The following is a 25,467-nucleotide window of genomic DNA, read 5'->3' on the forward strand; positions in this document are numbered from 1 at the left end:
CACAGGTGCGTGCACCCTTGCGCGGCATCGGCCGCCGGCTCAGCCTGCTGGCCCGTCCGCGGGGAGCGGAAGCGTTGCCGATCGTGCTGGATCGGCGGCGCATCTATGTGTTGCCGACCCGCTTCGGGTTGTTCGTCACCGCCCTGCTGCTGGCGATGCTGCTGGGCGCGTTGAACTACAACAACAACCCGGCATTGCTGCTGGCCCTGCTGCTGGCCACCGCGGGAATCGCCAGCAGCATCATGGCGCACCTGCAGTTGTCGGCGCTGCGCATAGAAGCGGTCTCGGCCGAACCTGTGGTGGCCGGCGAGCCGCTGCGGATGCGGGTGTCGTTGGCACGTCGCGATACCCGCGTGCGACGCGGGCTGCGACTGGACCATCTGCAAAGCAGCGGTTTCTGCTCGCTGGTCGAGCACGATATGGCCGAGATCGACCTGCTGGTACCCACCGAGCGGCGCGGCTGGCAGGACATCGAACGCATCCGGTTGTCGAGCACCCAGCCGCTGGGCCTGGTACGGGCCTGGTCGTGGGTGTGGCCGGAAACGCCACTGCTGGCCTATCCCAAGCCCGAAGAACAGGGCCCGGCATTGCCTGAGGGCGCCGGTTCGCCCAACCAGACCCGCCTGCATGCGCAAGGCGAAGAACTGCATCAGCTGCGTCCGTACCGCGCCGGCGATGCGCCACGCACGATTTCCTGGAAGCACTCGGCGCGCCGCGACAGCCTGCTGGTGCGCGAATACGAACAGCCGCTGGGCATCGAAGTCACGCTGGACTGGCGTGCGCTGCACGCACTGCCGTACGAACGCCGCATCGCGCGGCTTGCCCGCTGGGTGAATCTGGCCGAACGCGACGGGCGGCGTTACCGCCTGCTGCTGCCGGGCCAGCCGCCACTGGGGCCTGCACAAGGTCCGTCCCACCACCACCTGTGCCTGCGCGCCCTGGCGCTGCTTCCCCATGACTGAGCCGCCCCTTCCGATCAATCAGGCCAGCCGCCGCTGGGCGCTGACCACCAGCTGGCTGGCCCTGGCGCCGCTGCTGTTGCAGTTGCCTGGCCTGCTTGCCACCACCATCGCGGTGGCCGCGGTCCTGGTCGGCGTGCTGAGCTGGCGCGGCACCGTGATGGCGCCGCTGCGGGTGTTGCTGGTGATCGCGATGCTGGCGGCGGTGTACTGGCAGATCGGCATGCGCTTCGGCCGCGATACCGGCTGCGCGGTGCTTGCTGCGATGCTGGCGATCAAGGCCTCCGAACTGCGCAGTCTGCGCGATGCGCGCAGCCTGCTCGGCTTTGCGTTGTTCGCCCCGTTTGCAGCATTCCTGCTCGACCAGGGGCCGGCAACGATGGGGCTGGCGTTGCTGGCGGTGGTCAGCGCCCTGCTCAGCATGCAGCGGCTGGCCGACGAAGAACATCGCACCAGCACGCCTGGGCTGCGCCTGCAGTTGCGCGGGATCGGCAAGCTGGTGGCCATCGGCGTGCCGCTGGCCATGGCCACGTTCTGGTTGCTGCCGCGCCTGAGTTCGCCGTTGTGGGGCGTGCCCGAGCGCGCGCTGTCGCGGCCCGGCCTGTCGGACAACATGTCGCCCGGCGAATGGATCGACCTGATGGCCGACGAAAGCCCGGCGCTGCGCGTGCAATTCACCGGCAAGGCACCACCACCACAGCAGCGCTACTGGCGTGGGCCGGTGATGTGGGATTTCGACGGCCGCACCTGGCAGCGCGCACGCTGGACCGGTCGCGGACAACCCGCATCGGTCACACCCGGCCCGCAGACCTATCGGTACCGACTGGATTACGAGCCCACCGACCGTCGCCAGCTGGTGTCGCTGGACCTGCCGACCCAGGGTGTCGCCAGCGCCGAGCTGTCGCCCGATTACGAACTGTTCGCGCAGCGGCCATTGAGCGCACTGACCCGCTGGGAGCTGCAATCGGCGCCACCGGCACGTTTCGATACCGACCTGCCCGAGCAGTTGCGCAAGCGCGCACTCGCCCTGCCACCGGGCTTCAATCCGCGTACCGTCGCGCTCGCCAGGCAATGGCGGGCCGACGCCGGCAACAACGACGATGCCGTCGTGCAGCGCGCACTGGGGTGGATCACCCGCGAATTCGCCTACACCCTGGATACGCCACTGCTTGGCCGCAACAGCGTGGATGAGTTCCTGTTCCAGCAGAAGGCCGGGTTTTGCGAGCACTTCAGCTCCTCGTTCGTGGTGCTGATGCGCGCCGCCGGCATCCCCGCACGCGTGGTCACCGGCTATGCCGGCGGCACCTACAACGGGCTGGGCAACTACTGGGTGGTGCGCCGCATGGATGCGCATGCATGGACCGAGGTGTGGCTGGCCGGTCGCGGCTGGGTACGGGTGGACCCGACTGCCGCCGTGGCGCCCGAACGCATCTACGACACGCTGGAAGATCGCCTGCAGACCAATGGCAACAACTTCGCCCAGCTCGGCACCTGGGCCGGCCTGAGCCAGGTCGGCGACTGGCTGCGCCGCGGCTGGAACGATCTGGTGCTGTCCTTCAATGCCGACCGCCAACAACGGCTGCTGCAGCCGCTGGGCATCGAGCGCCTGGAGCCCACCCAGCTGGCCGCCATCTTCGGGGTGTTCGCAGTCGGTGCACTGGCGTGGATGAGCTGGTTGCTGGCGCGCGGCGAACGCGAGCGTGATCCGCTGCTGCGTGCCTGGCATCGTCTGGGCCGGCGTTACGGCAAGCTGGGCCTTGCCCGCGAACCGCACGAACCGGCCATTGCCTGGGCGCAACGCGTCGCCCGCACCCACCCCGACACCACACTGTTGGCACTCAGCCAACGTTTCGCTGCCGCGCGCTACGCTGGCGCCGATTCGGACAGCGCCTCACTCCTTAAAGATCTGCAGCAGCATCGCCCGCGAACCGGAGTTTCCTCATGAGCACCCGCTTTCTTTTTCCCATTGTCGCTGTGCTCGGGCTCGCAGCCTGCGCCACCGCGCCCAAGCCGCTGCAGGGCCAGTTCCCCACGGTCAGCCCGAGCGACTCCACTGCCAGCGCGCAGCTTGGCACCTCTGTGCGCTGGGGCGGCAAGATCATCCAGACCAAGCCCGGGCAGGGTCAGACCTGCTTCGAGCTGATCTCGCGTCCGCTCAATGCCAGCGGCCGTCCGGATCGCAATGCCGTGGATGCCAGCGATGGCCGCTTCCTGGCGTGCCGTGCAGGCTTCTACGATCCGGCCGTGTTCGAACCCGGCCGCGAAGTCACTTTCATCGGCAAGATCGAGGGCTACGAGACCACCAAGATCGGCGAGTACGACTACAAGCTGCCCAAGGTGGCGGCAGACGTGGTCTATCTGTGGCCGGAAGTGCGCGACGTGGACGTGATTCCGGCCTACCCGTACGGCCCGTGGGGCGACCCGTGGGGTCCGCGCTGGGGCGGTGGCTGGGGCTGGGGCCGCGGCTGGTGGTAAGCAATCGCTGAGTCAGTTGTGATGCAAAACGCCGCTCTTGAAGGAGCGGCGTTTTTGTTTCTGTGGCTAGGTCGTCGACATCAACGCGCTCGTGCTGAATCTGTACCCGCCGGTCCCGCGCTGCGCGCAACACGCTCTGCTGTGACCGCGGCTGCGCTGGCGAGAGTGCATGCTGATGCGCATCGTCGTGTGGCCGCAGCGGATGGGCGATCGAGCATGCTCGACCCCGGCCTATCCTTGCCACTCAACGACCGGTCCGCTCACATCGATGGCAATGCCCAGCGATGCCGTCAGGGCGTGCCGAAGCGGCCCAGCGGGGCACCGGCCAGCAGATGCAGATGAATATGGAACACCGTCTGCCCGGCATGCTCGCGGCAATTCATCACGATGCGGTAGCCGTCCTGCGCCAGGCCCTGCTCACGCGCGTATGCAGCAGCGGCGAGCGCCAACTTGCCGACCAGCAACGCCTGCTCCGGCGGCACATCGTCCAGGGTGGGAATGGCGTGCTGCTTGGGAATGAAGAGCACGTGCACCGGCGCCTGCGGCGCGATGTCTTCAAAGCCCAGAACCTCGTCGTCTTCATAGACGATGGTGGCCGGGATTTCGCGACGGATGATCTTGCTGAAGATGGTGTCGGTCATGGCGGAAATCGGGAATCGGGATTGGGGAATCGCAAGAGCTTACAGCCCTTGCTTCTGACGTTGCTTCTCCGATTCACCATTCCCGACTCCCGATTCCCAGCCCTCAAAGCACCTCACCGCGGGTGCCGAAGGCGTGCGACAGGGTGCCGCGGTCCACGTATTCCAGCTCGCCGCCCAGCGGCATGCCTTGCGCGAGCCGGCTGGGGCGCACGCCATGCTGGCGCGCCAGCTGCGCCAGGTAATGCGCGGTGGCCTCGCCCTCCACGGTGGCGTTGGTGGCGATGATCATTTCGGTGATTTCGCCGGCAGCCAGGCGTTCGCCGAGTTGATCCAGCCCCAGCTCGCGCGGGCCGATGCCATCCAGCGGCGACAGGCGCCCCTGCAGGATGAAGTACACGCCGCGGTAGCCGGTGGCGTGCTCGATCGCCAGGCGATCGGCCGGCGATTCCACCACGCACAATTGCTGACGGTCGCGACTGCTGTTGGCACAGATCGCGCAGATCTCGGACTCGGTGAAGTCGCGGCACTGCACGCAATGCCCCACCTTTTCCACCGCATTGCCCAGCGCTGCGGCCAAACGACGCCCACCCTCGCGCTCGCGCTCGAGCACGTGGTAGGCCATGCGCTGCGCCGATTTCTGGCCCACACCCGGCAATACCCGGAAGGCCTCGATCAGTTGTTCGAGAAGAGAGGACATTGAGTGGCCGGGATTGGGCATTGGAGATTCGGGATTCGCAAATGCAGAAGCAAACCCCGCTTCTGGCGAATCCCTAATCCCGACTCCCGAATCCCCTCGCTCAGAACGGCAACTTCATGCCCGGCGGCAGCTGCATGCCGGCAGTAGCCGAGCCCATGCGGTCCTTGGACTCGGCGTCGATCTTGTTGGAGGCGTCGTTGAAGGCGGCGGCGATCAGGTCCTCGGCCATTTCCTGGTCGGAGAGGATGCAGGGATCGATGCGCACCTTGCGGCACTCCTTGGCCCCGGTCAGCGTCACGCTGACCATGCCGCCGCCGGCGGTGCCGGTGACTTCCAGCTTGGCCAGTTCTTCCTGGGCGCGCTGCAGGTTTTCCTGCATCTTCTGTGCCTGCTGCATCAATTGGGCAATGTTTCCACGCATGGGTCGTTACTCGTCGTAAGGGCGGATGGAATCGGGAACCACCCGCGCGCCCTGCTGCTGGATCAGCTGCTGCACATTCGGGTCGTTCATGAAGGCGGTTTCGGCTGCGCTCTGGCGCTCGCCTTTCTGCCGGTTGGCACGCTCGTGCAAGGTCTCGACATCGGCGCTGCCGGTTTCGATCACGATGCGCGGCGTGTTTCCTAGAACCGGCGCAAGTGCCTGCGCAAGGTTGGCGATGGAGCGCTCGGAGTTGAGATATTCGAAGCCTGGCGCCAACGCCAGCCGCAGCACGCCATCGCGATGGCCGATGAAGGCGGCATTGGCCGCGAGCTGGCGCGACGGGCCGTTCAATCCGCTACGGGTGACCAGCTCTAGCCATTGTTCGGCGTCGGCAATGCGGCCGTCGTCGATCAGCGTGCCAGACTCGTTGCCGGGTGCAGACACGGATGACGGTGCTGAAGCTGGCGACGCCTCGGCGGGCGCAGCCACAGAGGGCGCATCTGCAGCCATCTCTGCCGATACGGGAGCAGCGGCGCCTGCGATCGTAGGCACGAGTTCGGGTATCGCCGTGATCGGCGCCGCGGCAGCGGCTTCCGGCGGCGGCGCCATTGCAGACTCGGGCGCAAGCACGACTGCCGTGTCGGCCACCGGCGCAGCATGCGTACGCACCGGCGCATCGTCCACCGCCCAAGGCGGCGTATCGTCGGTGCGCGCAGCGGCGGACGAGCGACTATCAGCCAACGCATCCGGCGCGGGAAGCACCACAACCGGTGCCGAAGCCGCGGCGACTGCTGCTGCCGTTGGTGTTGGTGCGGATGTTGGGATTGGTGCCGATGTCGAAGCGGACGTTGCCGTAGCCACCGGTGCCGCAGCAGCCGCTGCACCCGGTAATGCTTCAACCACTTCGACCGGCTTGGCAGGCACTGCCGCCGCAGCCGTCGCCGGTGCCGCCGCCTGCACGCCCGCAGCGGCCGTGCGTGCGCCGCCGCCGCCGGTGCTGGCGCCGCGTCCATCGTCGCTGCTTCCCGCCGGCACTGCCGCAGCGGGGCGGAATGCCAGCATGCGCAGCACTGCCATCTCGAAACCGGCGCGCGGGCTCGGCGCCAGATACAGATCGCGGCGCCCGTTGAGTGCCATCTGGTACCACAGCTGCACCACTTCCGGTCTCAGCTGTGCCGCGAACGGCGTCGGGTCGATACCGTCGCCGACGAACGCCACCGACGGCACCAATTGCTGCACCTGCACGCGGTGCAGGGCCTCGGCCAGGGCTTCCAGCACCCCGCTCCAGTCGGGCGAAAATTCCGCTAGTGCTGCAACCACTTGCAGCAGGCGCGCGCCATCGCCGTCGGCCAGCGACTGCAGCATCGCCCCGACCTGGGTGCGGTCCACCGTACCCAGCATCGTGCGCACGACATCCTCGCGCAGCGCACCGCCGGCATAGGCGATCGCCTGATCCAGCAGCGACAAGCCGTCGCGCAGGGAGCCATCGGCCGCCTTGGACAGCTGCACGATCGCCGACGGGTCCGACTCGATTTCCTCGGCGGTCAGGATGCGGGTCATCTGGCCCTGGATCTGGTCCTCGTCCAGGCGCTTGAGGTTGAACTGCAGGCAGCGCGACAACACCGTCACCGGCAGCTTTTGCGGGTCGGTGGTGGCGAGCAGGAACTTCACGTGTTCCGGCGGCTCTTCCAGGGTTTTGAGCAGCGCGTTGAACGCCGCCTTGGAGAGCATGTGCACTTCGTCGATCAGGTAGACCTTGAACTTGCCGCGCGAGGGCATGTATTGCGCGTTCTCGATCACCTCGCGCACATCGTCCACGCCGGTGTTGGACGCGGCGTCGATTTCCAGCAGATCGATGTAGCGGCCGGCATCGATGTCCAGGCAGGCCGGACAGATGCCGCACGGGTCGGCGCTGGTACCGGTCTCGCAGTTCAGCGACTTGGCGAAAATGCGCGCGATGGTGGTCTTGCCCACGCCGCGGGTGCCGGTGAACAAGAACGCGTGGTGCACGCGCCCGCTGTCGAGCGCGTTGGTGAGCGCGCGGACCACGTGTTCCTGGCCCACGAGTTCGGCAAAACGCTTCGGGCGCCACTTGCGGGCGAGAACGAGATAAGACATCGGGCAACCAGCTTGTTCTGAGCCGATATTGTGCCACGGCGCGTCTCACCGGCCGCGCCGGGAAGATTCAGCTTGTGGTACGGGCCGGCGACCGCTAGAATCTGCGGCCCTGTTAGACCCCGGTCGTGCAGGTACGGAGAGGTGTCCGAGTGGTTGAAGGAGCACGCCTGGAAAGTGTGTAAGCGTCTAAACCGCGCTTCGGGGGTTCGAATCCCCCTCTCTCCGCCAGTTTCATGATTTGCGCAATGACACCAATGCCGCAAATCGCAGGGCCATGCCAGTGGCCCACGTCTTATGGTGGCCCCGTCGGTCCCTCGCGACGCTAGATCGAAAATCCCGCCAGGGCCGGAAGGCAGCAACGGTATCGATTGATGCGGGCGCCGAGGTCAACCGGCGGGGACACCACCCTACTTGGCTGTGCACGCGCTGGATCGACCCGGTCGATGCTCCAGCCACGTGTCGTTGCCTGCAGCGGCAGCATCACGGATGCGCCTGCGCCATGCCCAAGATCTTCGTCCGTTATGGCTGACAGTCTTAAATGGATCAGCCATTTCCACGATGGACGATGGTTCGCCCGGCGGGTGTCGATCGATGCAGCGCCGAGGTCAACCGATGGGGTACTCCCACCCTTCAGGCAGGTCTCGGCTCGCAGACCATCTGCCATACGCGTTTCAATGTAGCTGCGGAAACTTCATGGATCACGCAGACCGGCTTTGACGCGGCGTGGTCGAAGACGCGGCGCGATCGAACGCGATGACGCCGGTCAAACCTGCAGCGCAGCGCACCAGTGCAGACACGTTGTTGCACAGGTCATTGCGACCGAGAACCTCACTGCGCCTCGGGATGCAGCCAACCCGCGTCGCCTTCCAGGTAGTGCTCGTGCTTCCAGATCGGCACGCGCGCCTTGACCTCGTCGATGATATAGCGGCATGCGTCGAACGCAGCGCCGCGATGCGCCGCACTGACGCCCACCCAGACCGCCATGTCGCCGATCTGCAGCTCGCCCACCCGATGCACGCAGTGCGCATGCACGATGGCGAACCGGCGCGTCGCTTCGTCGAGCACGCGCTGGCCTTCGGCCTGCGCCAGCGCGGCGTAGGCTTCATAGCGCAACCCGGCCACGCCACGGCCTTCGTTGTGATTGCGCACCCAGCCTTCGAAACTGGCGAACGCACCGGCCTGCGGATGCGCTGCGCCGGAGCGCAACTGCTCCACCGGCAATGGCACATCGGAAAGCGCAAAGAGGGCTACGACATCATCGCTCACGCTCAACCTCCCGACACTGGCGGAATAAACACCACTTCGCTGCCATCGCGCAGTGCATCGTCCCAGCGCGCGAATGCGCCATCGACGGCAACACGCAACTGCGCAGGCGTCCAGCGCAAACCGTGCCGCGCATCGAGTTCTGCATACAGGCCACGCAGGTCCGGCGCGCCGGATTGCACGCGCTCGTCGGCGATCCCGGCTGCTTCGCGCAGACTGGCGAAATACAACACCGTTACCGTTGCCGTCATTGCGCCGCTCCGATATCGCGCTTGCCGCCCCGCTTGGACAGCAATTTTGTCGGCCCGATCGTCATGGCATGCGATAACGCCTTGCACATGTCGTAGATCGTCAGCGCTGCCACGCTGGCACCGGTCAGCGCTTCCATCTCCACGCCGGTGCGATGCACGCAGCGCACGGTGCAGTGAATCTCCAGCACCTGCTCGCCTGCCCAGTCGATCTCGAAACGGCAGGCATCGATCGGCAATGGATGGCAGAACGGAATCAGCTCATGCGTGCGCTTGACGGCCATGGTGCCGGCGATCACCGCCGTCTCGACGATGCCACCCTTGGCGCTGCGCAAGCCATTGGTGCGCAGTTGCGCCGCCACCGCTGCAGGAAACCGCACCCGGCTGCTTGCCGTGGCGCTACGTGCGGTGACCTGCTTGCCCGAGACGTCCACCATGGTGGGCAGCCCGGCATCATCCAGGTGGGTGAGGCGTGCGGAAGTGGTCTTTGCTGGCATGGGAGGCGGCACGAAAACAGGATGTCAGGATGCGGGATTGTCGGTGAACGGGGTGGCTTGATGGAACAGCATCCGCCAGCACGCACCGTCCAGGCGCCATAACGAACTGCGCAAGGCACACCGCACGACGCCGTCGGCGTGCGCACGGGTGCGATAGCGCAGCTGCGCCAGCTGCGGGGCCAGCAGCACGCAGACGAAGCCGTCGGCCACGTAATCGGCAGCCGCCGCACTGGTGGTCAATGCAGCGATGACCTCTTCACGTGCATAGCGCCGGCCCGAGGCACCAAACTCGATGAACGCCGGATCCAGCAGTGCCTCCAGCTCCGGCACCGAGCGACGCAGCTGCGGATCGAGCTGACGCAGCTCCAAGCCACGCAACTGCGTCAGCAGCGCACAGGCGCTCACCCGCCGATCAGGAACATCTCGACCGGCTTGCCACGCCGCGGTGCGGCGGATGCGCGCACCTCGCTGTAGCGATCGCCGCGCATGCTCCAGCGTTGACGCAAGTGCGTGGCCAGGCCTTGCTCACCGCTGGCCAAGGCCGGCTTGAGATCGTGGCCCTGGCTGGCGAACAGGCAGGTGTACAGATGCCCGTCGGCCGACACGCGGGCGCGCTGGCAATCACCGCAGAACGGCACGCTGACCGAACTGACGAAACCCACCTCGCCCGCGCCGTCGACAAACGCATGGCGTTGCGCAACTTCGCCGGTGTAATTGGCATCCAGCGCCATCAGCGGCCAGCGCGCGTGGATGCGCGCGTGCAACTGCGCCGAGCTCACGACCGCATCCGGGGTCCAGCCGTTGCAGCTGCCCACGTCCATGAATTCGATGAAGCGCAACACATGCCCGGTGCCACGGAAGTGCTCCACCAGCGGCAACACCTGATCCTCATTGACGCCACGCTGCACCACGCAATTGATCTTCAGCCGCGTGAAGCCGGACTGCTCGGCGGCAGCGATGCCTGCCAGGACCTGCGCGATGTCGCCGCGATCGCCGCTCATGCGCTTGAACAACGCCGGCTCCAATGCATCCATGCTCACCGTGATGCGCCGCAGCCCGGCCTGGCGCAGCGCCTCGGCCTGGCGCGCGAGCAAGGCGCCATTGGTGGTAAGCGCCAGGTCCTCGATCCCTTCGATGGCGGTGAGCCGCGCAATCAAGGTCGGCAGATCGCGACGCAGCAGCGGCTCGCCACCGGTCAGGCGCACCTTGGTGACGCCCACCGACACGAACGCCCGCACCAGCGTTTCCAACTGATCGAAGCTCAGGCGCTGTTGCGCATCGAAGCCGTAATCGTCGGGCACGCGGTCGGCCGGCATGCAATAGCCACAACGGAAATTGCAGGCTTCGATCACCGAAAGGCGCAGATCGCGCAGCGGGCGGCCGTAACGGTCCTGCATCGGGGCGCCGGTCAGGGTCGGCAGCGACAAGGCGCCCATCAGCGCACCGTGTCGGCGGTCGGGTCCGCCAGCGCCAGGTGTTGCCCGGGCACGGCGACGCGATGGCCGCGTGCGCGCAGCACGTCGCCGTCGGCGTCGCTGGCGTAGTGGTACAGCAGCATGCGGCTCAACAGGTCCTGCGGATATTCCCGCTCCAGATCATCCACGCCAGTATGCGACGGGTTGCCGTGAACGCCGCAGTCATGCGCGATCAGCTCGTTGTCGTCGGCGTAACGCTTCAGCATTTCCGGAATCGGCCGGGTGTCGCCGGTCCACACCAGCGCGCCTTTCAGACGCAGCCCGTAGGCGGTCTCCGGCCAGTGGTGGCGCACCGGGAACACCTCCAGCCGCATCCCGTCGTGCCAGAACGCATCGCCGACCGGCACCAGCTGGAACGCATCCCAGAAGTTCGCCCCGCCCTCGGCCAGCACATTCGGGTAGTCGGCAATACGCCGCTGCAGCAGCGGCACCACCGGCGCCGGCACGTACAGGCGCGTACGCCCGCGCCGCTCGGAGAAATAGCTGTCGACGAACACCCGCTCCAGCCCGCCGACATGATCCAGATGCACATGGGTGATGAAGATGGCCTGCGGCAGCTGGCCGTAGTGCGCCTGATAGGCGGTGAGCCCTTCGCTGCCGCAGTCGATGGTCAGCCACGGTGCGCCAGCGCGCTCGAGCGTGGCCATCGGCGAACCAAGCGCCACTGCCGACGCATTGCCGACCCCCTGCACACGCAACGCCCACTGCATCAGTAGCCCCGGCCCCAGGCCAGCTCGTAGGCGCGGTGCAGCCGCTCGTAATCCTTGTCGACCTCTTCGCGGCTGCGATTGCCGCGCAGCTTCAACAGCGACCGATGCAGCCGCTTGAGATTGCGCTCGCGCCAGCGCGTGGCCGGAATGCGCAGCACACCCCGGTCGAAATCGATCAGCCAGCCATGCCCGCCGGCATCGAACAGGATGTTGTGCGCATTGAGATCGGCGTGATCCAGGCCGGCGCGATGGAAACGTGCGATCAACTGCCCGGCGGCTTCCCATGGCGCACCGCGGCCGGCCACCTGCGCGTGGTCGGCCAGCGAGCGCACGCCTTCCAACCGTTCCATCAACAACGCCGCGCGATAGCCCAGGCCTTCGCGCAGATAGCAGGCCGCCAACGGACGCGGCACCGGCAATTTGCGCTTGATCAGTTCGCGCATCAAACGGAATTCGGCAAAACTGCGCGTGCGACCGGCACCTTTCCACAGATACCGGTCGCGGCTGACGCGTGCGGCCATGCCGCCGCGCAGGTACTGCCGCAACACGCTGCGGCCGAACGGCGCATCCACGAACCACGCACCGCCCCGCCCGCCTTCGTCGACCGGCCGCGCCCTGTCGCCCCAGCGTTGCGGCGAAAACAGCCCGGCATCGGCTTGCCGCAGCCGTTCGCGGTCGAACAGAATGGCGCCATAGCCGCGAGCTTCGCGGTACGGCGTCAGCGCTTCGGTGGCGTCGAAAGAAACCATCTATCGAGTCTAACAACACCATGGCTTCTACGCCCGCTTCGGTATGCCTGCTGCGCCTGTCCGCCCTGGGTGACGTCACCCACGTGGTGCCGCTGGTGCGCACCTTGCAGGCGGGATTTCCGGCAAGCCAGCTGCATTGGATCATCGACAAGGCCGGGCTGAAATTGCTCGACGGTCTGCCGGGCGTGCAGTTCCATGCGTACGACAAGCGCACCGGCGTGGCCGGCATGCGCGCACTACGCCAGTCGCTGGCGCCCCTGCGTCGCTTCGATGCCCTGCTGCAGATGCAGGTGGCATTGCGCGCGAATGTGCTGTCGGCCTTCGTGCCGGCGCGCCGCCGCATCGGCTACGACCGCAGCCGCTCCAAGGACCTGCATGGCCTGTTCGTCAAAGAGCGCATTGCCGACCGCCCCGGCATCCACGTGCTCGACGCCATCGGCAGCTTCGCGCAGCCGCTGGGCCTGACTCAGACCCAGGTGCGCTGGGACCTGCCAGTGCCGGACGATGCGCACAGCTGGGCGCGCGCGCAGTGGGAGGACGACGGCCGCCCGGTACTGATGATCTCGCCCTGTTCCAGCCACGCGCGCCGCAACTGGTATCCCGACCGTCATGCCGCCCTGGCCGACCATGCCGCCGCGCAGGGTTGGCGGGTCGTACTGTGCGGTGGCCGCAGTGAGCTGGAACGCAGCACTGCCGACGCCATCATCGCGGCCACACGCACGCCGGTGCTGGACCTGGTCGGCAAGGACACCCTCAAGCAGTTGCCCGCCCTGCTCGCCCGCGCCAGCCTGGTGGTCACACCGGATTCGGGCCCCATGCATATCGCCAACGCGATGGGCACCAAGGTGCTCGGCCTGCATGCGGCCAGCAATCCGCTGCGCAGCGGCCCGTATTCGGATGTGCGCTACTGCGTGGACCGTTACGACGCGGCCGCGCGCAAACATCTGGGCAAGCCGGCCGACCAGTTGAAATGGGGCAGCAAGATCGAATTCGACGAGGTGATGTCGCTGATCACCGTGGACGATGCGATCGCCGCTTTCGAGCGGTATCGCGCGGATCATCCACGCTAAGCAGCGGCGATCGATCGTCGCTCGACCAGGCGTTCGATCGCCAGCGCAAGCGGCGGGCAATACGCCGCTGCTCGACTGCATCAGGACAACGCAAAACATCCGCGACTGGGTGGCGGGTCATGCGCGCAGCAGGAATGCAATGCGACGCCGAGCTGAAAGACAGCTTGGCAATGCACCAGGATGTGCTCAAACCACCTGCCCCAACCTCGTAACCACACAGCCGTGCCGTCAGCGGCGTTTAGACACCCGTCGCGCGATAGTCCTGATACGACTTCTCTTCCACATACGACGACCCAAGCGCCAGGTTGATCTCTTTCTTGATGCGCGCGCGCTCGTCGTTTTCGATATAGACGCTGCGCGCCAGCTGCACGAAGGTGTCGTCGAAGGCCTGCGCCTGTTCTTTCAGACGGATATCGTCTTCGATCACCCACAGCCGCTCGTTGACCGCCTTGAGCGCGGCGCGCAGACGCACGATGTCGTGACCGGCGGCCGGATGCGCCATCCAGCTGAGCTCCAGCGCCGACAGCTCGCTGCGCACATTGGCCAGCTTGGCGGGGTCGCTCATGCGCTCGGACTTGATCTGCAAGATCGCGATCTTGTCGAGCAGCTCGCCAAAGGACACGGGTACCAGGATCTCGGACATGACAGGCCTCCAACGGATATCGAGCGGATTGTAGCCATCGCAGCAACGGGCGGTGGCGGCACATAAACAAAAGCCCCCTTGCGGGGGCTGATGCGGGATCTGGCGTCAGAAGGGGATTCGCCCGGCACTGCGTGCCTTTGCCCTGCGGGCGGCTTCGCCGTGCAGACAGCGATGCTGCCTGTCGAACCTGGGGCTTCTCACCCTCCCAATGACGCCGGCAACACTCACGCGCCACTGGCGCAACTGCTTGCCTCAATCTGGCGGAGAGGGGGGGATTCGAACCCCCGAGGCGCTATAAACGCCTGCCTGATTTCGAGTCAGGTACATTCAACCGCTCTGCCACCTCTCCAGATGGTCCCCAGTGTCCTGGGGCCGTGCATCATACGGGCACACGCGCCAGGCCACAAGCGGCCCGGGCCAGCGCTCCACCGCCCGGGTGTCGGCGCGGCGTGAACCGGCACTGCGACCGGCGCGAGCGCTCTGTTGCCGCTGGCCGGCCGGGCCGCGATGATGGGCACGCATCTTCTCCCTGGCGACCCGGCCCCATGCTCGAATTCGGACACCTCACCCACGTCGGCCTGCGCCGTGACCTCAACGAGGACACCTATTACGGCGACAGCGAACTGGGGCTGTGGCTGGTGGCCGATGGCATGGGCGGACATGCCTGCGGCGAAGTCGCCAGCGCGCTGGCACGCGAAACCATCGTGCGCGAAGTCCGCGCCGGCACCCCGCTCGCGCAGGCCGTGCGCATCGCCGACGAAGAGATCATCAAGACCTCGCGCCGCTGCAACGACACCTTGCCGATGGGCACCACCGTGGTTGCCGCACGCGTGTTGGGCCAGCGTTTCGAGGTGGCCTGGGTCGGCGACAGCCGTGCGTACCTGTGGCGCGAGGGGCGCCTGGCACAGCTGAGTCAGGACCATAGTTACGTGCAGGAACTCATCGCCCAAGGCACGCTCACCAGCGAGCAGGCGCGTGCGCATCCGCATCGCAACGTGGTGACCCAGGCACTGGGCGTCACCGATCCGGTCCATCTCAACGTTGCCACCATGCAGGGCGAGCTCAAATCCGGCATGCAACTGTTGCTCTGCAGCGATGGGCTGACCGAAGAAGTGGACGATGCGGCGATTGCGGCAACTCTGTCGCAAGCGGACTGCAGCGCACAGGAGTGCGTGGAATGCCTGGTCGCCGCGGCACTGGATGGCGGCGGTTCGGACAACATCACCGCGATCTTGGTGCGTAGCTACTGAGCACGGCAAGACAGCGTCGAGGCCGGCCCTCGAACGCGCGACAGAAGCTCACGACGTCCTGATCATGCGCTGCACCCGTTGCCGGCGCGGCAAGGGTGCAGCGCCACTTCAGCCGGCGACAGCGCTCTCTTCGACAGGCGCGTCCCACAGCGCGCGTCCGGCCTTCTTGCGCAGCTGCGCCAACCGCGCCTCGTGCGCCTGCGATTCCGACGCAGTCACCATCACGCGCGGGCGCGGCAGCAGCAACGCAGGGTCGAACGCGATCATGCCGTTGTTCTCATTGCTGTTCTGGCCGGCATCGGCGCTGGCAAAGCCGATCTCCTCCTGGCCCGAGGTCAGCGCGATGTACACATCGGCCAGGATCTGCGCATCGAGCAAGGCGCCGTGCAGCTGGCGATGCGCGTTGTCCACGCCCAGGCGTTTGCACAAGGCATCGAGCGAATTGCGCTGCCCCGGGTAACGCTCGCGCGCCATCATCAAGGTGTCGACCACGGTGGCGCGGTCGACGATGCGGCCGTAACCATTGCCCAGCAGCGACAACTCGTTATCCAGAAAGCCCAGATCGAACGCAGCGTTGTGGATGATCAGTTCCGCGCCGTCGATATAGGCGAGGAATTCCTCCACCACATCGCCGAACAAGGGTTTGTCGGCCAGGAATTCCAGGGTCAATCCGGTGACTTCCTGCGCGCCCGGCTCGAAGTCGCAATCGGGCTTCAGATAGCGATGAAAATTGTTGCCGCTCGGGCGCCGCTCCAGCAGCTCCACTGCACCGATTTCGACGACGCGGTTGCCCTTGCGCCATTCCAGGCCGGTGGTTTCTGTATCGAGAATGATCTGACGCATGAATCCTCTTACGCAGTTGCAGCGCCGCCGCGCTGGGCGATGGCCTGATTGCGGGCAAGCACGTCGACGCGCTCGTTGTCCGGGTCGCCATTGTGACCCTTCACCCAGCGCCAATCGATGCTGTGGCGCTGGGTGGCCGCATGCAGCCGCTCCCACAGTTCGCGGTTCTTGACCGGATCGCCGCCGGCGGTTTTCCAGCCACGCCGCACCCAACCGGACATCCACTCGGTGATGCCCTGGCGCACGTACTGCGAGTCGGTATGCAGCACGATCTGGCACGGCTCGGTCAGCGTCTCCAGCGCCATGATCGCGGCCATCAATTCCATGCGGTTGTTGGTGGATACCGCTTCACCGCCGGCCAGTTCCTTCTCGCGGCCGTTGTAACGCAGCAGGGCCGCCCAACCGCCCGGCCCCGGATTGCCGAGGCAGGAGCCGTCGGTATGCACTTCAATTGATTTCATCAGCTTCCAGAGTTGTCGCGTACTAAGGTCAGATCGTGGCCACCGGTTGCGGCCAGCGCGTGGGCCGCGCGATCGGCGTCGGCGCGATCGGTGCGGAGGCGCGTTTTTCCACTTCGAGTAAATACACCGCGCGCCATGGAGCGCGGCCAGGATCGGACGAACCGCGCCCGGTCCGCCAGATGGGCCCGAGGAAGCGCTCCGTTTCCACGCACTGCAGGCCGGCCTGCTGTGCCAGCGATCGCCAGCGATCCGGGCGCAATGCCACCGGGCCTCGACGCGCCCAATGAAAGCGGTACGGGCTCAGCGGATTGAGCGTGAACAGCCACAGCCGGCCTCCCGGCATCAGCAGCCGCTCGCATTCGGCCAGAAATTCCGCCGCGCCGCCAACGACCGCATGCTGCACCACGATGGCCTGCAGGCTTTCGGTGGGCAACGGAAACGGCATCGCGCAGCGCGCATCGCCCGCGAAGCGTCCGGCGCTACGAAACAGGCGCAGGCCGCGGCCATCGAGCATCTCGCGCGGCGGCAATTCCTTGGTTGGGGCCACCCACAACCAGGGCTGGGATGGCCGCCGCTGCAGGGACTCCAGCGCCAGGCGACGCTCGGATTGGAGCAGGCTTCGCCCCGCCTCCGTATCAAACCAGGATGAGACGCCAGCTTGACGGGAGAATGGGACGGCAGGCATGGTCCCAATTCTATGCGACTGACCGCCCTGCCCGCATTCGACGACAACTACATCTGGGCGCTGGTCGCCGCAGATGGCCGCGCCGTCGTTGTCGACCCCGGCCAGGCCGAGCCGGTCATCGCCGCCGCGGAGCGCGATGGCTGGGCCCCCAGCGCGGTATTGCTCACCCATCACCATGACGACCACATCGGCGGCGTAGCCGCGCTGCAGCAGCGCTGGCCGGAACTCGAACTGTTCGGTCCCGATGACCAACGCATCCCTGCAGATGCCCGGCGCGTTGCCCAGGGCGAGCGCTTGCAGCTGCTGGAAACCAGCTTCGAGGTGATCGAGGTCCCCGGCCACACCCGCAGCCACATCGCCTTTGTGACAGATCGCCATCTGTTCAGTGGTGATACCCTGTTCAGCCTAGGCTGTGGGCGGATGTTCGAAGGTACCGCTCCTCAGATGTTCGACTCGTTGCAGCGCCTGGCATCTCTGCCCGGCGAAACGCTTGTGTGTTGCGGCCATGAATATACCCTGGCCAACGCAGCCTTCGCGCTGCACGTCGATCCAACCAACGCTGCCTTGCAGCGCCGTCAACAGGAAGCCCAGGCCATGCGTCAAGCAGCCCGTCCTACCCTGCCGATTTCGCTCAAGAGTGAACTGGCCACCAATCCGTTCTTACGTACCAGCCGTCCTGAAATCCGCGCCGCCGTGGCACCACGCGCAGCCGGCGCACTTTTCTCCGAAGTAGACGTTTTCGCCGAACTTAGGCGCTGGAAAGACGAATTTCGCGCATGAGGCGGGTAATCTTGGCAGCGTTGGCCGCGGTTGCGGCCATCGCGCCGGCAGCGGCCTGGTCCAACGACGCAAGTCGCTCCGTCGCCACCGCTGCTGCCGGGTCCGCTGCGCCCGATACGCGCAATGGCCGCGAGATCTTCTCGTCATTCCTGGAAGGCCGTGCCGATCCGGGTTGCGACAGCGAGCATAGCGATACCCGCTGGGAACAGCATTTCTCGCGGGCCCCCGCTCGCCTGGCCGACGACGGTCAGGACGTCCTGCCGTTGTTTGGTTACGTGGTCGACGAACTGCGAGCCGCGGACATGCCGACCGAATTTGCGCTGATTCCGTTCGTCGAGAGCGGATACCGCCCCGGCGCACGCAACGGCAGCGGCCCGGCAGGGCTGTGGCAGTTCATCGCCACCACCGCGCGCAATCACCATGTGCCGGTCGGCGCGCAGTACGACGGCCGCCTGTCGGCCGTGGATTCCACCACCGCCGCGGTGCGCTACCTCAAGACCCTGTACGGTATGTTCGGCGGCGACTGGCGCCTGGCACTGATGGCCTACAACGCTGGCGAGTACCGCGTCCTGCAGGCCATGCGCAGTGCCGGCATGAATGCGCAGAACGCGCGCCCGTCCGAGCTGCCCGGCATGTCCAAGGTCACCTACGACTATGTCGAAAAGCTGCATGCACTGGCCTGCGTGCTCGATCATGCGCAGCAGCAGGGCACCTTGCTGACCTCACTGGATCGCCAGGTGCCGGTACTGACCGAGCACGCACTGCCGGCCGGCACCAGCCTCAATACCTGGGCCGGGCAGCGCGCGATCGAGCCGCAGCTGCTGGCGCGCCTGAACCCTGCAGTGGCAAACGCCCGTGCGGCACCCAAAGGCGTCCACGTACTCGCCCCCGCAGCGGCAGCGCAGCCCGGCTCCAGCGGTGCGGTGGTCGCATCTACCCCTGCGGGCATGAATGCTGACACTGCAGGCCCTGCGACAGCGGTCGCCAGCACCACGACGACCAGGATGTCCCGCCCTTCACCCGCCCGCACCCATACCGTGCGCAACGGCGAATCCGCGTGGGCCATCGCCCGTCGCTACGGCATTACCGTCGCCACCCTGCTCGCCAGCAATGGCCTGGACAAGCGTGCCGTCTTGAAGCCGGGCATGGTGTTGTCGTTCAACGACACGCCCTGAGCAGGCCGCCTGATCGGCCGCGCGCGACTGGCTGCCGCGCGCCTGACTCTCCTGTCGCTGTCGCTCAAGAAGACCCCAGGCCTCCAAGCGCCCTGACTGACTGCTGCGCATGTATCGAGTGACATCACGCATGTCTTGATCGCTTGCCGGCATCGGTCGACGCGGCAACGCGCCACCGGCGTTCCAGTCATCGGCCCTGCGCGCTTCCCCCGCCCGGATTTCAGCTGTCCGAATCAGAGGAAGATGTGCGGCGCGCTCCAATAACGGTTGGCGCAGCGCTGGCCAGGCATCCGCGCTGCCAACATCCAAGCCGCACGCCCATGACGAGAACAATGCGTCGCCGCACCGCTAGAAGCGACTGGACGTAGCGAGCGCGTCCTCAGCCGGGTATGGACGGCGCGCTCCGCATCCGAGTGCACGAGCGGCACATCCCGATTCCGAGCACCGGCTGCACCCGCCCGCAGCCACACGATTGCTCATCGGCGGCACCTACCGCGCAGCCCACGTGCACTCGCCAATCGCTTAAGCGTGGACTTCGTCCCAGTTCGTATCAGCGGCTGCAACACATGCGCACCGTACCGACACCCAACGCCACCAGCGCACAAAGAAAAAGCCCGGTCGCCCGAGCCCTTTCCTTGTATCCATTGACACCCAGCCGTTACAGCTGCGCCTCTTCGATCTGGATCTTGTAGCGCTTGCGCATTTCCTTGACGTAGGCCTGCGCGGCATTGTTGCCATCGATCTGGCTCAGCTGCTCGCGCAGCATCGTCTGCTGCTCGGCCGGCATCTGCTTCAGGTCGCCCGGCGTCGCCTTGCTGATCACGAACACCGCAAAGCGGCCGCCATCCAGTTCCACCTTGCCCACCGAGGGCTTACCCTCGGTCGGACGGGGCGCACTGAAGATTGCGCGATTTGCCGCCGGCGTCGGAATCGGCGCCGTGCGCGGCAGCCCCGGGATCGGCTGCACCTGCAGCTTCTCGGTTGCCGCCAGCGCCTGCAGTGTTTCACCCTTCTGCACGCGTGCCAGTAGTGCATCGGCGGCGGCGGCGGCGGCTTTCTCGGTACGGTCGGCATGCACCGCGGCAATCACCTTGTCGCGCACCTTGTCCAACGGCAATGCCTGCTCGGCAGTGTGATTGGTCACGCGCAGCATCACGCTGTGGTTAGGGGCGATGGTGATCGGGTCGCTCACCGTGCCGTCCTGCACCAACGTTTCGGAGAACGCCGAACGCAGCACCGCCGGGTTGGCCGCAATGCCGCTGGCGTTGGTACGCGAGAACGGGCCCAGGGTCTGCACCGGCAAACCGACCTGCTTGGCCGCCGGCTCCAGGGCAGTCGGATTCTTGTAGACCTGATCCACCAACTTGCCGCTGACATCGGCGTACGCCTTGTCGGCGTCGGCCTTGAGCTGCTCGGCAGCAAGCTGGTCGCGCACCTGCTCGAACGACTTGCCCTGCCCGCCCTTGACCTCGCGCAACTGGATCACGTGATAGCCGAACTCGGTCTTGATCGGCCCGACCACGTCGCCGGCCTTCATCGAAAACAGCGCGTCTTCGAACGGCTTGACCATGGTGCCCTTCTCGACCCAACCCAGGTCGCCACCGGCATCCTTGGAGCCCGGGTCCTGCGAATTGGCCTTGGCCAGCGCGGCGAAATCGGCACCCGGCTGCTTGGCTTCCGCAGCGAGCTTGGCCGCCTTGGCTTCGGCCGCCTTCTGCGCAGCGGCATCGCCACCTGCACTGATCAGGATGTGCGACGCCAGACGCTGGTCCGGCTCGACAAATCGCGCCTTTTCCTCTTCATAACGCTTGCGCAACGTCGCCTCGTCGGCAGCAGTCGCCGGCGGCATCGTGGCGGCATTGAGCTCGACGTACTCGATGCTCACGGTCTCCGGCTGGCGGAAATCCTGTGCATGGGTGTCGTACCACTGCTTGATCTGCGCATCGCTGACCGGTGCGGTATCGGCAGCCGGAGCCGGCAACATCGCCAACTCCACATCGCGCGTTTCACCCATCAGCTTGAGCAGGCGCTCGAATTCGGTCTTGGTCGCAAACCCCGATTCGGCAACGGCCTGCGGGATCACCGACTGCTGCAAGCTGTCGCGCACCAGCGCATCGAACTGCGCCGGCGTGCGCGGTGGCGTGCCCTGCGCCAATGCGGCACGGTACTGGTCCGGGCTGAACTTTCCATCGACCTGGAACGCCTGAATATTGGCGATGTAATCGCGTACCGTGGCATCGCCGATCACGATACCGGCGTCTTCGGCGCCAAGCCGTACGACTTGCTCGTCCACCAACTGGTCGAGCACCTGCAGCTTGTTTTCGCGGGATTCGAAGGTGCGCGGGTCGAAGTTCTCACCCTGCCGCTGACGCTCCTGCATGCGCGCCTGTTCGAAGCGCGCACGGAAATCCTGCGTGCTGATCTCATGGTGCTGCCACAGCAGCGAGACCGGCCACCACGTGGGTGCCGATTTCCACCAGGTCGGTGGCGCCTGCACCTTGGCGACATTATTGGCGCCAATGCCGCCCAGGTAGCTGGAGTCGATGACGAACAGGAACGGAATCATCAGCAACCCCAGGATGGCGGTAGCGATCCAGCCTGACGTCTTGTCGCGAAGTTTCTGCAGCATTGGCAAATCACGGCCTGTGGGCGAGCCGCGCAGTGTAACCCGCCTGACGCCAAGCACCCAGCCCAACGCCCGCCAGCCCCGGGTCAAGATGCAGCAAAGGTGAGGCACTGCATCGGCACAGACGGCAAGCGCCGCGATGAGGTCGCCATGGGATCGGGTTACCGCCGCGCCCGACCCGAGCTCCCACCACCAAAGGCCAATGCGCCATCCACTCGCCGGACAACTTCAAACAGCCAACAAAAAAGCCCCCGGCACAAGGCCGAGGGCTTGGGTGTAACTGGCGGAGCGGACGGGACTCGAACCCGCGACCTCCGGCGTGACAGGCCAGCATTCTAACCAGCTGAACTACCGCTCCGCTTTAAACTTGGACATCTACCCCACTGCAGTCGCATCGCGAATGTCGTGGAGAAAACGAAGCCCCCAATTGCTCAGGGGCTTCGGTGTAACTGGCGGAGCGGACGGGACTCGAACCCGCGACCTCCGGCGTGACAGGCCAGCATTCTAACCAGCTGAACTACCGCTCCGCGCTTAAAACTTTGCTTGGTGCTTAGTGGTGGGTGCTGAGGGTTTCGAACCCCCGACCCTCTCCGTGTAAGGGAGACGCTCTACCGCTGAGCTAAGCACCCTAGCGAGTCGATTAGTTTACTGCATCCTTCAGGGCTTTGCCAGCCTTGAATGCAGGATTCTTCGAAGCAGCGATCTTGATGCTGTCGCCGGTCTTCGGATTGCGGCCGGTACGCTCAGCGCGCTCGCGGACCTGGAAGGTGCCGAAGCCAACGAGGGTGACAGCGTCGCCCTTCTTCAGCGCCTTGGTGATTTCGCTCACAACCGCGTCGACAGCACGGCCAGCTTCAGCCTTGGAGATGTCAGCGGCAGCGGCAACGCCATCGATCAATTCGGTTTTATTCATTCTTGAAACTCCCTTTGCGGCAGATGCCGCGGAATCGACAATCGGCGCTCTTGCCGTTAGCGAAGAACCCGACACAAGTGGTATCGCGTGACGCATCACATTTTGCCGCGCCCACGAGTCGTGCATTTATACCAGCGCCCCCAACAGCACGCAAGCCAAAACCCAATAACGACGCGGGTTTTGGCTTGTTTCGGGACGTCTTAGACAGCGCACGTTAGTGCTTGACGCGGGTACCCGGGGTAGTGCGCGACTTGCCACGCACAGCAACGCGCGACGCAGTCTTGCGGGCTTTTTCCTTGCCCACCTTCTTGGGTGCCAGCGGACGCTCCAGGGCGAGATCCAGCACTTCGTCGATCCACTTGACCGGCACGATCTTCAAGTCGCGCGTGACGTTGGCCGGGATGTCCGCCAGGTCCTTGCGGTTCTCGTCGGGGATCAACACGGTGCGGATGCCACCACGTAGTGCCGCCAGCAATTTCTCCTTCAAGCCACCGATCGCCGACACGCGACCGCGCAACGTGATCTCGCCGGTCATTGCCACATCGGCGCGGATCGGCACCCGGGTCAACACCGACACCAGCGAGGTCACCATCGCAATACCTGCACTCGGGCCATCCTTCGGCGTCGCGCCATCGGGCACGTGCACGTGCACGTCCTGCTTCTGCAGGAAATCCACATCGATGCCAAGACGCTCGGCGCGCGAACGCACCACCGACAAGGCCGCCGATGCCGACTCCTTCATGACGTTGCCGAGCTGACCGGTGAGGATCAGGTTGCCCTTGCCCGGCACCAGTGTGGATTCGACCTGCAACAGCTCGCCGCCGACTTCGGTCCAGGCCAGGCCGGTGACCAGACCGATTTCGTTTTCTTCTTCGGCGCGACCGAAGTCGAAGCGACGCACGCCCAGGTACTTGTCGAGATTCTTCGCGTTGACCGTCACCAGTGCCTTTGGCTTGCCCTTCTTGGCGACCGCCTTCTTGGCAACCGGTTGCGGACCGGCAAGCGCGATTTCCTTGACCACCTTGCGGCAGATCTTGGCCACTTCGCGCTCGAGATTACGCACGCCCGATTCGCGCGTGTAGTAACGCACGATGTCCTGGATCGCATCGCTGCCGATCTCGATCTCTTCCGGCTTCAGGCCATTGGCCTTGATCTGCTTGGGCACCAGGTAACGCATGGCGATGTTGAGTTTCTCATCCTCGGTGTAGCCGGGGATGCGGATCACTTCCATGCGGTCCAGCAACGGACCGGGAATATTGAGCGAGTTGGAGGTGGCGACGAACATCACCTCCGACAGGTCCAGATCCACTTCCAGGTAATGGTCGTTGAAGGAATTGTTCTGCTCCGGATCGAGCACCTCCAGCAACGCCGACGACGGGTCGCCGCGGAAGTCCATCGACATCTTGTCGATCTCGTCCAGCAGGAACAGCGGATTCTTGCTGCCGACCTTGTTGAGGTTCTGCACCAGGCGGCCCGGCATCGAGCCGACATAGGTCCGGCGATGGCCACGAATCTCGGCCTCGTCGCGGATACCGCCAAGGCTCATGCGCACGAACTTGCGGTTGGTCGCCTTGGCGATCGACTGCCCGAGCGAGGTCTTGCCCACGCCCGGCGGGCCGACCAGGCACAGGATCGGGCCTTTCATCTGCTTCACCCGCGACTGCACGGCGAGGTACTCGAGGATGCGCTCCTTGACCTTGTCCAGGCCGTAGTGATCGGCGTCCAGCGTGTCTTCGGCAACCTTGAGGTCCTTGCGGACCTTGGTGCGCTTCTTCCACGGCACGCCCAGCAACCAATCCAGATAGTTGCGCACCACGGCGGCTTCCGCAGACATCGGCGACATCTGCTTGAGCTTGTTGAGCTCGGCCTTGGCCTTGGTCTCGACCGGCTTGGGCATGCCGGACTCGGCGATCTTGCGCGCAAGCTCTTCCAGCTCGCCCGGCGCGTCGTCCAGATCGCCCAGCTCCTTCTGGATCGCCTTCATCTGTTCGTTGAGGTAGTACTCGCGCTGGCTCTTTTCCATCTGCGACTTCACGCGGCCGCGGATGCGCTTTTCCAGCTGCTGCACGTCGATTTCGCCATCTACCAGCCCGACCAGCAGCTCCAGCCGCTCGCCGATCTCGGTGATCTCCAGCAAGCGCTGCTTGTCGGCCAGGCGCACGCCGATGTGCGCGGCGATGGTGTCGGCCAGGCGGCCCGGCTCGTCGATGCCGGCCAGGGTCTGCAACAGCTCCGGCGGCAACTTGCGATTGGTCTTGACGTACTGCTCGAACAGCGACATCAACGAGCGCGCGATCGCTTCCACTTCCCGCGCCTCACGGCCATCGCTGGCCTCGACTTCGATGCCCTGCCCCTGCAATGCGCCGTCCAGCTCGACGACCTTGTCGACGGTGACCCGCGACAGGCCTTCGACCAGCACTTTGATTGTGCCGTCTGGCAGCTTGAGCAGTTGCAGCACCTGGGCCAGGGTGCCGACGGTATACAGATCGCCGGCAGCCGGGTCGTCGGTCTCGGCCGACTTCTGCGCCACCAGCAGGATGCGCTTGTCCGCCTCCATGGCCTTTTCCAGCGCGCGCATCGACTTGTCACGGCCGACAAACAGCGGAATCACCATGTGCGGAAACACCACCACGTCGCGCAGCGGCAACACCGGCAGATCGAGAACTTCTGGTTGGGACTGGGCCATGGGGCGCTCCGCAGGAATGGGGATTTGAGGCGTAAAAAAAGCCGATGGCCCCGTTATGGGGCCATCGGCCAGGTGTTGCAAG

General features: G+C 65.6%; 25 protein-coding genes, 5 tRNA genes and 1 other RNA gene. 9 read left to right on the forward strand and 22 right to left on the reverse strand.

From position 1 onward, the window contains the following. The first annotated feature begins 5 nt into the window (after positions 1 to 5). Genes FHY19_RS11830 through FHY19_RS11840 form a run of 3 tightly spaced genes read left to right on the forward strand, consistent with a single transcriptional unit; the run spans position 6 to position 3,434 of the window. Entirely contained in the window at positions 6 to 962 is a 957-nt protein-coding gene (locus FHY19_RS11830; RefSeq protein ID WP_259166260.1) for a DUF58 domain-containing protein, read from the forward strand. Next, the gene (locus FHY19_RS11835; protein ID WP_259166261.1) at positions 955 to 2,904 is read left to right on the forward strand and encodes a DUF3488 and transglutaminase-like domain-containing protein; all 1,950 of its coding nucleotides are present in this window, start codon (positions 955 to 957) and stop codon (positions 2,902 to 2,904) included. The genes FHY19_RS11830 and FHY19_RS11835 overlap by 8 nt, the downstream gene beginning before the upstream one ends. After that, complete coding sequence (locus FHY19_RS11840; RefSeq protein ID WP_259153067.1) at positions 2,901 to 3,434, forward strand: Slp family lipoprotein; 534 nt, start codon at positions 2,901 to 2,903, stop codon at positions 3,432 to 3,434. The genes FHY19_RS11835 and FHY19_RS11840 overlap by 4 nt, the downstream gene beginning before the upstream one ends. Before the next feature lie 290 nt (positions 3,435 to 3,724). Here FHY19_RS11840 and FHY19_RS11845 read toward each other — a convergent pair whose 3' ends face one another. The 4 genes from FHY19_RS11845 to dnaX form a co-directional block, all read right to left on the reverse strand. Continuing rightward, positions 3,725 to 4,075, reverse strand: coding sequence for a histidine triad nucleotide-binding protein (locus FHY19_RS11845; protein ID WP_058562265.1), 351 nt, complete (start codon positions 4,073 to 4,075; stop codon positions 3,725 to 3,727). A 103-nt stretch (positions 4,076 to 4,178) separates the two neighbouring features. After that, positions 4,179 to 4,772: a recombination mediator RecR gene (gene recR / locus FHY19_RS11850; protein ID WP_259153064.1), complete on the reverse strand. Its 594-nt coding sequence runs from the start codon at positions 4,770 to 4,772 to the stop codon at positions 4,179 to 4,181. Between the two features lie 100 nt (positions 4,773 to 4,872). Further along, on the reverse strand, positions 4,873 to 5,193 hold the full coding sequence (locus FHY19_RS11855; protein ID WP_259166262.1) for a YbaB/EbfC family nucleoid-associated protein: 321 nt from the start codon (positions 5,191 to 5,193) through the stop codon (positions 4,873 to 4,875). 6 nt (positions 5,194 to 5,199) lie between these two features. Further along, positions 5,200 to 7,311, reverse strand: a complete 2,112-nt coding sequence (gene dnaX, locus FHY19_RS11860; protein ID WP_259166264.1) for a DNA polymerase III subunit gamma/tau — start codon at positions 7,309 to 7,311, stop codon at positions 5,200 to 5,202. Between the two features lie 135 nt (positions 7,312 to 7,446). Between dnaX and FHY19_RS11865 the strand changes: the two genes are divergently transcribed. After that, positions 7,447 to 7,539, forward strand: a tRNA-Ser gene (locus FHY19_RS11865). Between the two features lie 75 nt (positions 7,540 to 7,614). Further along, positions 7,615 to 7,711, forward strand: an RNA gene (gene ffs, locus FHY19_RS11870) — signal recognition particle sRNA small type. Between the two features lie 428 nt (positions 7,712 to 8,139). On the opposite strand, the gene FHY19_RS11875 is transcribed toward ffs, so the two are convergent. Genes FHY19_RS11875 through FHY19_RS11905 form a run of 7 tightly spaced genes read right to left on the reverse strand, consistent with a single transcriptional unit; the run spans position 8,140 to position 12,253 of the window. After that, positions 8,140 to 8,583: a molybdenum cofactor biosynthesis protein MoaE gene (locus tag FHY19_RS11875; RefSeq protein WP_259166266.1), complete on the reverse strand. Its 444-nt coding sequence runs from the start codon at positions 8,581 to 8,583 to the stop codon at positions 8,140 to 8,142. Next, on the reverse strand, positions 8,580 to 8,825 hold the full coding sequence (locus FHY19_RS11880) for a MoaD/ThiS family protein (protein WP_046963186.1): 246 nt from the start codon (positions 8,823 to 8,825) through the stop codon (positions 8,580 to 8,582). The genes FHY19_RS11875 and FHY19_RS11880 overlap by 4 nt, the downstream gene beginning before the upstream one ends. After that, positions 8,822 to 9,319, reverse strand: coding sequence for a cyclic pyranopterin monophosphate synthase MoaC (gene moaC, locus FHY19_RS11885; RefSeq protein WP_259153042.1), 498 nt, complete (start codon positions 9,317 to 9,319; stop codon positions 8,822 to 8,824). Before moaC ends, FHY19_RS11880 begins: the two co-directional genes overlap by 4 nt. A gap of 24 nt (positions 9,320 to 9,343) precedes the next feature. Next, complete coding sequence (locus tag FHY19_RS11890; protein ID WP_259166268.1) at positions 9,344 to 9,724, reverse strand: nuclear transport factor 2 family protein; 381 nt, start codon at positions 9,722 to 9,724, stop codon at positions 9,344 to 9,346. Beyond that, positions 9,721 to 10,755, reverse strand: a complete 1,035-nt coding sequence (gene moaA / locus FHY19_RS11895; RefSeq protein ID WP_259166271.1) for a GTP 3',8-cyclase MoaA — start codon at positions 10,753 to 10,755, stop codon at positions 9,721 to 9,723. The genes FHY19_RS11890 and moaA overlap by 4 nt, the downstream gene beginning before the upstream one ends. Beyond that, positions 10,755 to 11,504 (reverse strand): MBL fold metallo-hydrolase, encoded by a 750-nt coding sequence (locus FHY19_RS11900; RefSeq protein WP_259166272.1) that lies wholly within the window; start codon positions 11,502 to 11,504, stop codon positions 10,755 to 10,757. Before FHY19_RS11900 ends, moaA begins: the two co-directional genes overlap by 1 nt. Further along, positions 11,504 to 12,253 carry a 3-deoxy-D-manno-octulosonic acid kinase gene (locus tag FHY19_RS11905; protein ID WP_259166273.1) on the reverse strand — a complete coding sequence of 250 codons (750 nt, stop codon included), beginning with the start codon at positions 12,251 to 12,253 and terminating at the stop codon, positions 11,504 to 11,506. The genes FHY19_RS11900 and FHY19_RS11905 overlap by 1 nt, the downstream gene beginning before the upstream one ends. 20 nt (positions 12,254 to 12,273) lie before the next feature. On the opposite strand from FHY19_RS11905, the gene FHY19_RS11910 reads away from it, so the two are divergent. After that, positions 12,274 to 13,323 carry a glycosyltransferase family 9 protein gene (locus FHY19_RS11910; RefSeq protein WP_259166275.1) on the forward strand — a complete coding sequence of 350 codons (1,050 nt, stop codon included), beginning with the start codon at positions 12,274 to 12,276 and terminating at the stop codon, positions 13,321 to 13,323. A gap of 238 nt (positions 13,324 to 13,561) precedes the next feature. On the opposite strand, the gene FHY19_RS11915 is transcribed toward FHY19_RS11910, so the two are convergent. Together FHY19_RS11915 and FHY19_RS11920 are read right to left on the reverse strand one after the other, a co-directional pair. Continuing rightward, the gene (locus tag FHY19_RS11915; RefSeq protein WP_259166276.1) at positions 13,562 to 13,966 is read right to left on the reverse strand and encodes a DUF6165 family protein; all 405 of its coding nucleotides are present in this window, start codon (positions 13,964 to 13,966) and stop codon (positions 13,562 to 13,564) included. 258 nt (positions 13,967 to 14,224) lie between these two features. Further along, positions 14,225 to 14,315: transfer RNA gene (locus tag FHY19_RS11920), tRNA-Ser, on the reverse strand. Positions 14,316 to 14,511: 196 nt separating this feature from the next. On the opposite strand from FHY19_RS11920, the gene FHY19_RS11925 reads away from it, so the two are divergent. Beyond that, positions 14,512 to 15,216, forward strand: a complete 705-nt coding sequence (locus tag FHY19_RS11925; RefSeq protein WP_115510463.1) for a PP2C family serine/threonine-protein phosphatase — start codon at positions 14,512 to 14,514, stop codon at positions 15,214 to 15,216. A gap of 108 nt (positions 15,217 to 15,324) precedes the next feature. Here the strand turns inward: FHY19_RS11925 and dnaQ are convergent, their stop codons facing one another. Genes dnaQ through FHY19_RS11940 form a run of 3 tightly spaced genes read right to left on the reverse strand, consistent with a single transcriptional unit; the run spans position 15,325 to position 17,205 of the window. Then, positions 15,325 to 16,059 carry a DNA polymerase III subunit epsilon gene (gene dnaQ / locus FHY19_RS11930; protein ID WP_259166279.1) on the reverse strand — a complete coding sequence of 245 codons (735 nt, stop codon included), beginning with the start codon at positions 16,057 to 16,059 and terminating at the stop codon, positions 15,325 to 15,327. An 8-nt stretch (positions 16,060 to 16,067) separates the two neighbouring features. Beyond that, positions 16,068 to 16,520 carry a ribonuclease HI gene (rnhA, locus tag FHY19_RS11935; RefSeq protein ID WP_039424918.1) on the reverse strand — a complete coding sequence of 151 codons (453 nt, stop codon included), beginning with the start codon at positions 16,518 to 16,520 and terminating at the stop codon, positions 16,068 to 16,070. Positions 16,521 to 16,548: 28 nt separating this feature from the next. Then, complete coding sequence (locus FHY19_RS11940) at positions 16,549 to 17,205, reverse strand: hypothetical protein (protein ID WP_259153030.1); 657 nt, start codon at positions 17,203 to 17,205, stop codon at positions 16,549 to 16,551. A gap of 12 nt (positions 17,206 to 17,217) precedes the next feature. Between FHY19_RS11940 and gloB the strand changes: the two genes are divergently transcribed. Both gloB and FHY19_RS11950 read left to right on the forward strand, forming a co-directional pair. After that, the gene (gloB, locus tag FHY19_RS11945; RefSeq protein ID WP_259166280.1) at positions 17,218 to 17,985 is read left to right on the forward strand and encodes a hydroxyacylglutathione hydrolase; all 768 of its coding nucleotides are present in this window, start codon (positions 17,218 to 17,220) and stop codon (positions 17,983 to 17,985) included. Next, positions 17,982 to 19,160, forward strand: a complete 1,179-nt coding sequence (locus FHY19_RS11950) for a lytic transglycosylase domain-containing protein (protein WP_259166281.1) — start codon at positions 17,982 to 17,984, stop codon at positions 19,158 to 19,160. The genes gloB and FHY19_RS11950 overlap by 4 nt, the downstream gene beginning before the upstream one ends. A 658-nt stretch (positions 19,161 to 19,818) precedes the next feature. Here the strand turns inward: FHY19_RS11950 and FHY19_RS11955 are convergent. The 6 genes from FHY19_RS11955 to lon all read right to left on the reverse strand — a co-directional run bounded on the left by FHY19_RS11955 (position 19,819) and on the right by lon (position 25,385). Continuing rightward, on the reverse strand, positions 19,819 to 21,789 hold the full coding sequence (locus tag FHY19_RS11955) for a peptidylprolyl isomerase (protein ID WP_259153024.1): 1,971 nt from the start codon (positions 21,787 to 21,789) through the stop codon (positions 19,819 to 19,821). A 278-nt stretch (positions 21,790 to 22,067) separates the two neighbouring features. Beyond that, positions 22,068 to 22,144: transfer RNA gene (locus tag FHY19_RS11960), tRNA-Asp, on the reverse strand. Positions 22,145 to 22,236: 92 nt separating this feature from the next. Continuing rightward, a tRNA-Asp gene (locus FHY19_RS11965) sits at positions 22,237 to 22,313 on the reverse strand. A gap of 27 nt (positions 22,314 to 22,340) precedes the next feature. Further along, a tRNA-Val gene (locus FHY19_RS11970) sits at positions 22,341 to 22,415 on the reverse strand. 11 nt (positions 22,416 to 22,426) lie between these two features. Further along, complete coding sequence (locus FHY19_RS11975) at positions 22,427 to 22,699, reverse strand: HU family DNA-binding protein (protein ID WP_002806049.1); 273 nt, start codon at positions 22,697 to 22,699, stop codon at positions 22,427 to 22,429. A gap of 214 nt (positions 22,700 to 22,913) precedes the next feature. Continuing rightward, the gene (gene lon / locus FHY19_RS11980) at positions 22,914 to 25,385 is read right to left on the reverse strand and encodes an endopeptidase La (protein ID WP_259153021.1); all 2,472 of its coding nucleotides are present in this window, start codon (positions 25,383 to 25,385) and stop codon (positions 22,914 to 22,916) included. Positions 25,386 to 25,467: the final 82 nt, after the last annotated feature.

This window comes from Xanthomonas sp. 4461 (genome assembly GCF_024806475.1).
Lineage (GTDB): Bacteria > Pseudomonadota > Gammaproteobacteria > Xanthomonadales > Xanthomonadaceae > Xanthomonas > Xanthomonas arboricola_F.

Bases quoted from the DNA above. Each gene is read 5' to 3' on its own strand.
- FHY19_RS11900 (WP_259166272.1), bottom strand. From the start codon at position 11,504: ATGCAGTGGGCGTTGCGTGTGCAGGGGGTCGGCAATGCGTCGGCAGTG.
- FHY19_RS11940 (WP_259153030.1), bottom strand. From the start codon at position 17,205: ATGCCTGCCGTCCCATTCTCCCGTCAAGCTGGCGTCTCATCCTGGTTT.
- FHY19_RS11975 (WP_002806049.1), bottom strand. From the start codon at position 22,699: ATGAATAAAACCGAATTGATCGATGGCGTTGCCGCTGCCGCTGACATC.
- recR (WP_259153064.1), bottom strand. From the start codon at position 4,772: ATGTCCTCTCTTCTCGAACAACTGATCGAGGCCTTCCGGGTATTGCCG.
- FHY19_RS11855 (WP_259166262.1), bottom strand. From the start codon at position 5,193: ATGCGTGGAAACATTGCCCAATTGATGCAGCAGGCACAGAAGATGCAG.
- FHY19_RS11835 (WP_259166261.1), top strand. From the start codon at position 955: ATGACTGAGCCGCCCCTTCCGATCAATCAGGCCAGCCGCCGCTGGGCG.
- FHY19_RS11955 (WP_259153024.1), bottom strand. From the start codon at position 21,789: ATGCTGCAGAAACTTCGCGACAAGACGTCAGGCTGGATCGCTACCGCC.
- FHY19_RS11910 (WP_259166275.1), top strand. From the start codon at position 12,274: ATGGCTTCTACGCCCGCTTCGGTATGCCTGCTGCGCCTGTCCGCCCTG.
- lon (WP_259153021.1), bottom strand. From the start codon at position 25,385: ATGGCCCAGTCCCAACCAGAAGTTCTCGATCTGCCGGTGTTGCCGCTG.
- FHY19_RS11840 (WP_259153067.1), top strand. From the start codon at position 2,901: ATGAGCACCCGCTTTCTTTTTCCCATTGTCGCTGTGCTCGGGCTCGCA.
- FHY19_RS11845 (WP_058562265.1), bottom strand. From the start codon at position 4,075: ATGACCGACACCATCTTCAGCAAGATCATCCGTCGCGAAATCCCGGCC.
- dnaX (WP_259166264.1), bottom strand. From the start codon at position 7,311: ATGTCTTATCTCGTTCTCGCCCGCAAGTGGCGCCCGAAGCGTTTTGCC.
- moaA (WP_259166271.1), bottom strand. From the start codon at position 10,755: ATGGGCGCCTTGTCGCTGCCGACCCTGACCGGCGCCCCGATGCAGGAC.
- gloB (WP_259166280.1), top strand. From the start codon at position 17,218: ATGCGACTGACCGCCCTGCCCGCATTCGACGACAACTACATCTGGGCG.
- FHY19_RS11950 (WP_259166281.1), top strand. From the start codon at position 17,982: ATGAGGCGGGTAATCTTGGCAGCGTTGGCCGCGGTTGCGGCCATCGCG.
- FHY19_RS11925 (WP_115510463.1), top strand. From the start codon at position 14,512: ATGCTCGAATTCGGACACCTCACCCACGTCGGCCTGCGCCGTGACCTC.
- FHY19_RS11915 (WP_259166276.1), bottom strand. From the start codon at position 13,966: ATGTCCGAGATCCTGGTACCCGTGTCCTTTGGCGAGCTGCTCGACAAG.
- FHY19_RS11905 (WP_259166273.1), bottom strand. From the start codon at position 12,253: ATGGTTTCTTTCGACGCCACCGAAGCGCTGACGCCGTACCGCGAAGCT.
- dnaQ (WP_259166279.1), bottom strand. From the start codon at position 16,059: ATGCGTCAGATCATTCTCGATACAGAAACCACCGGCCTGGAATGGCGC.
- rnhA (WP_039424918.1), bottom strand. From the start codon at position 16,520: ATGAAATCAATTGAAGTGCATACCGACGGCTCCTGCCTCGGCAATCCG.
- FHY19_RS11880 (WP_046963186.1), bottom strand. From the start codon at position 8,825: ATGACGGCAACGGTAACGGTGTTGTATTTCGCCAGTCTGCGCGAAGCA.
- moaC (WP_259153042.1), bottom strand. From the start codon at position 9,319: ATGCCAGCAAAGACCACTTCCGCACGCCTCACCCACCTGGATGATGCC.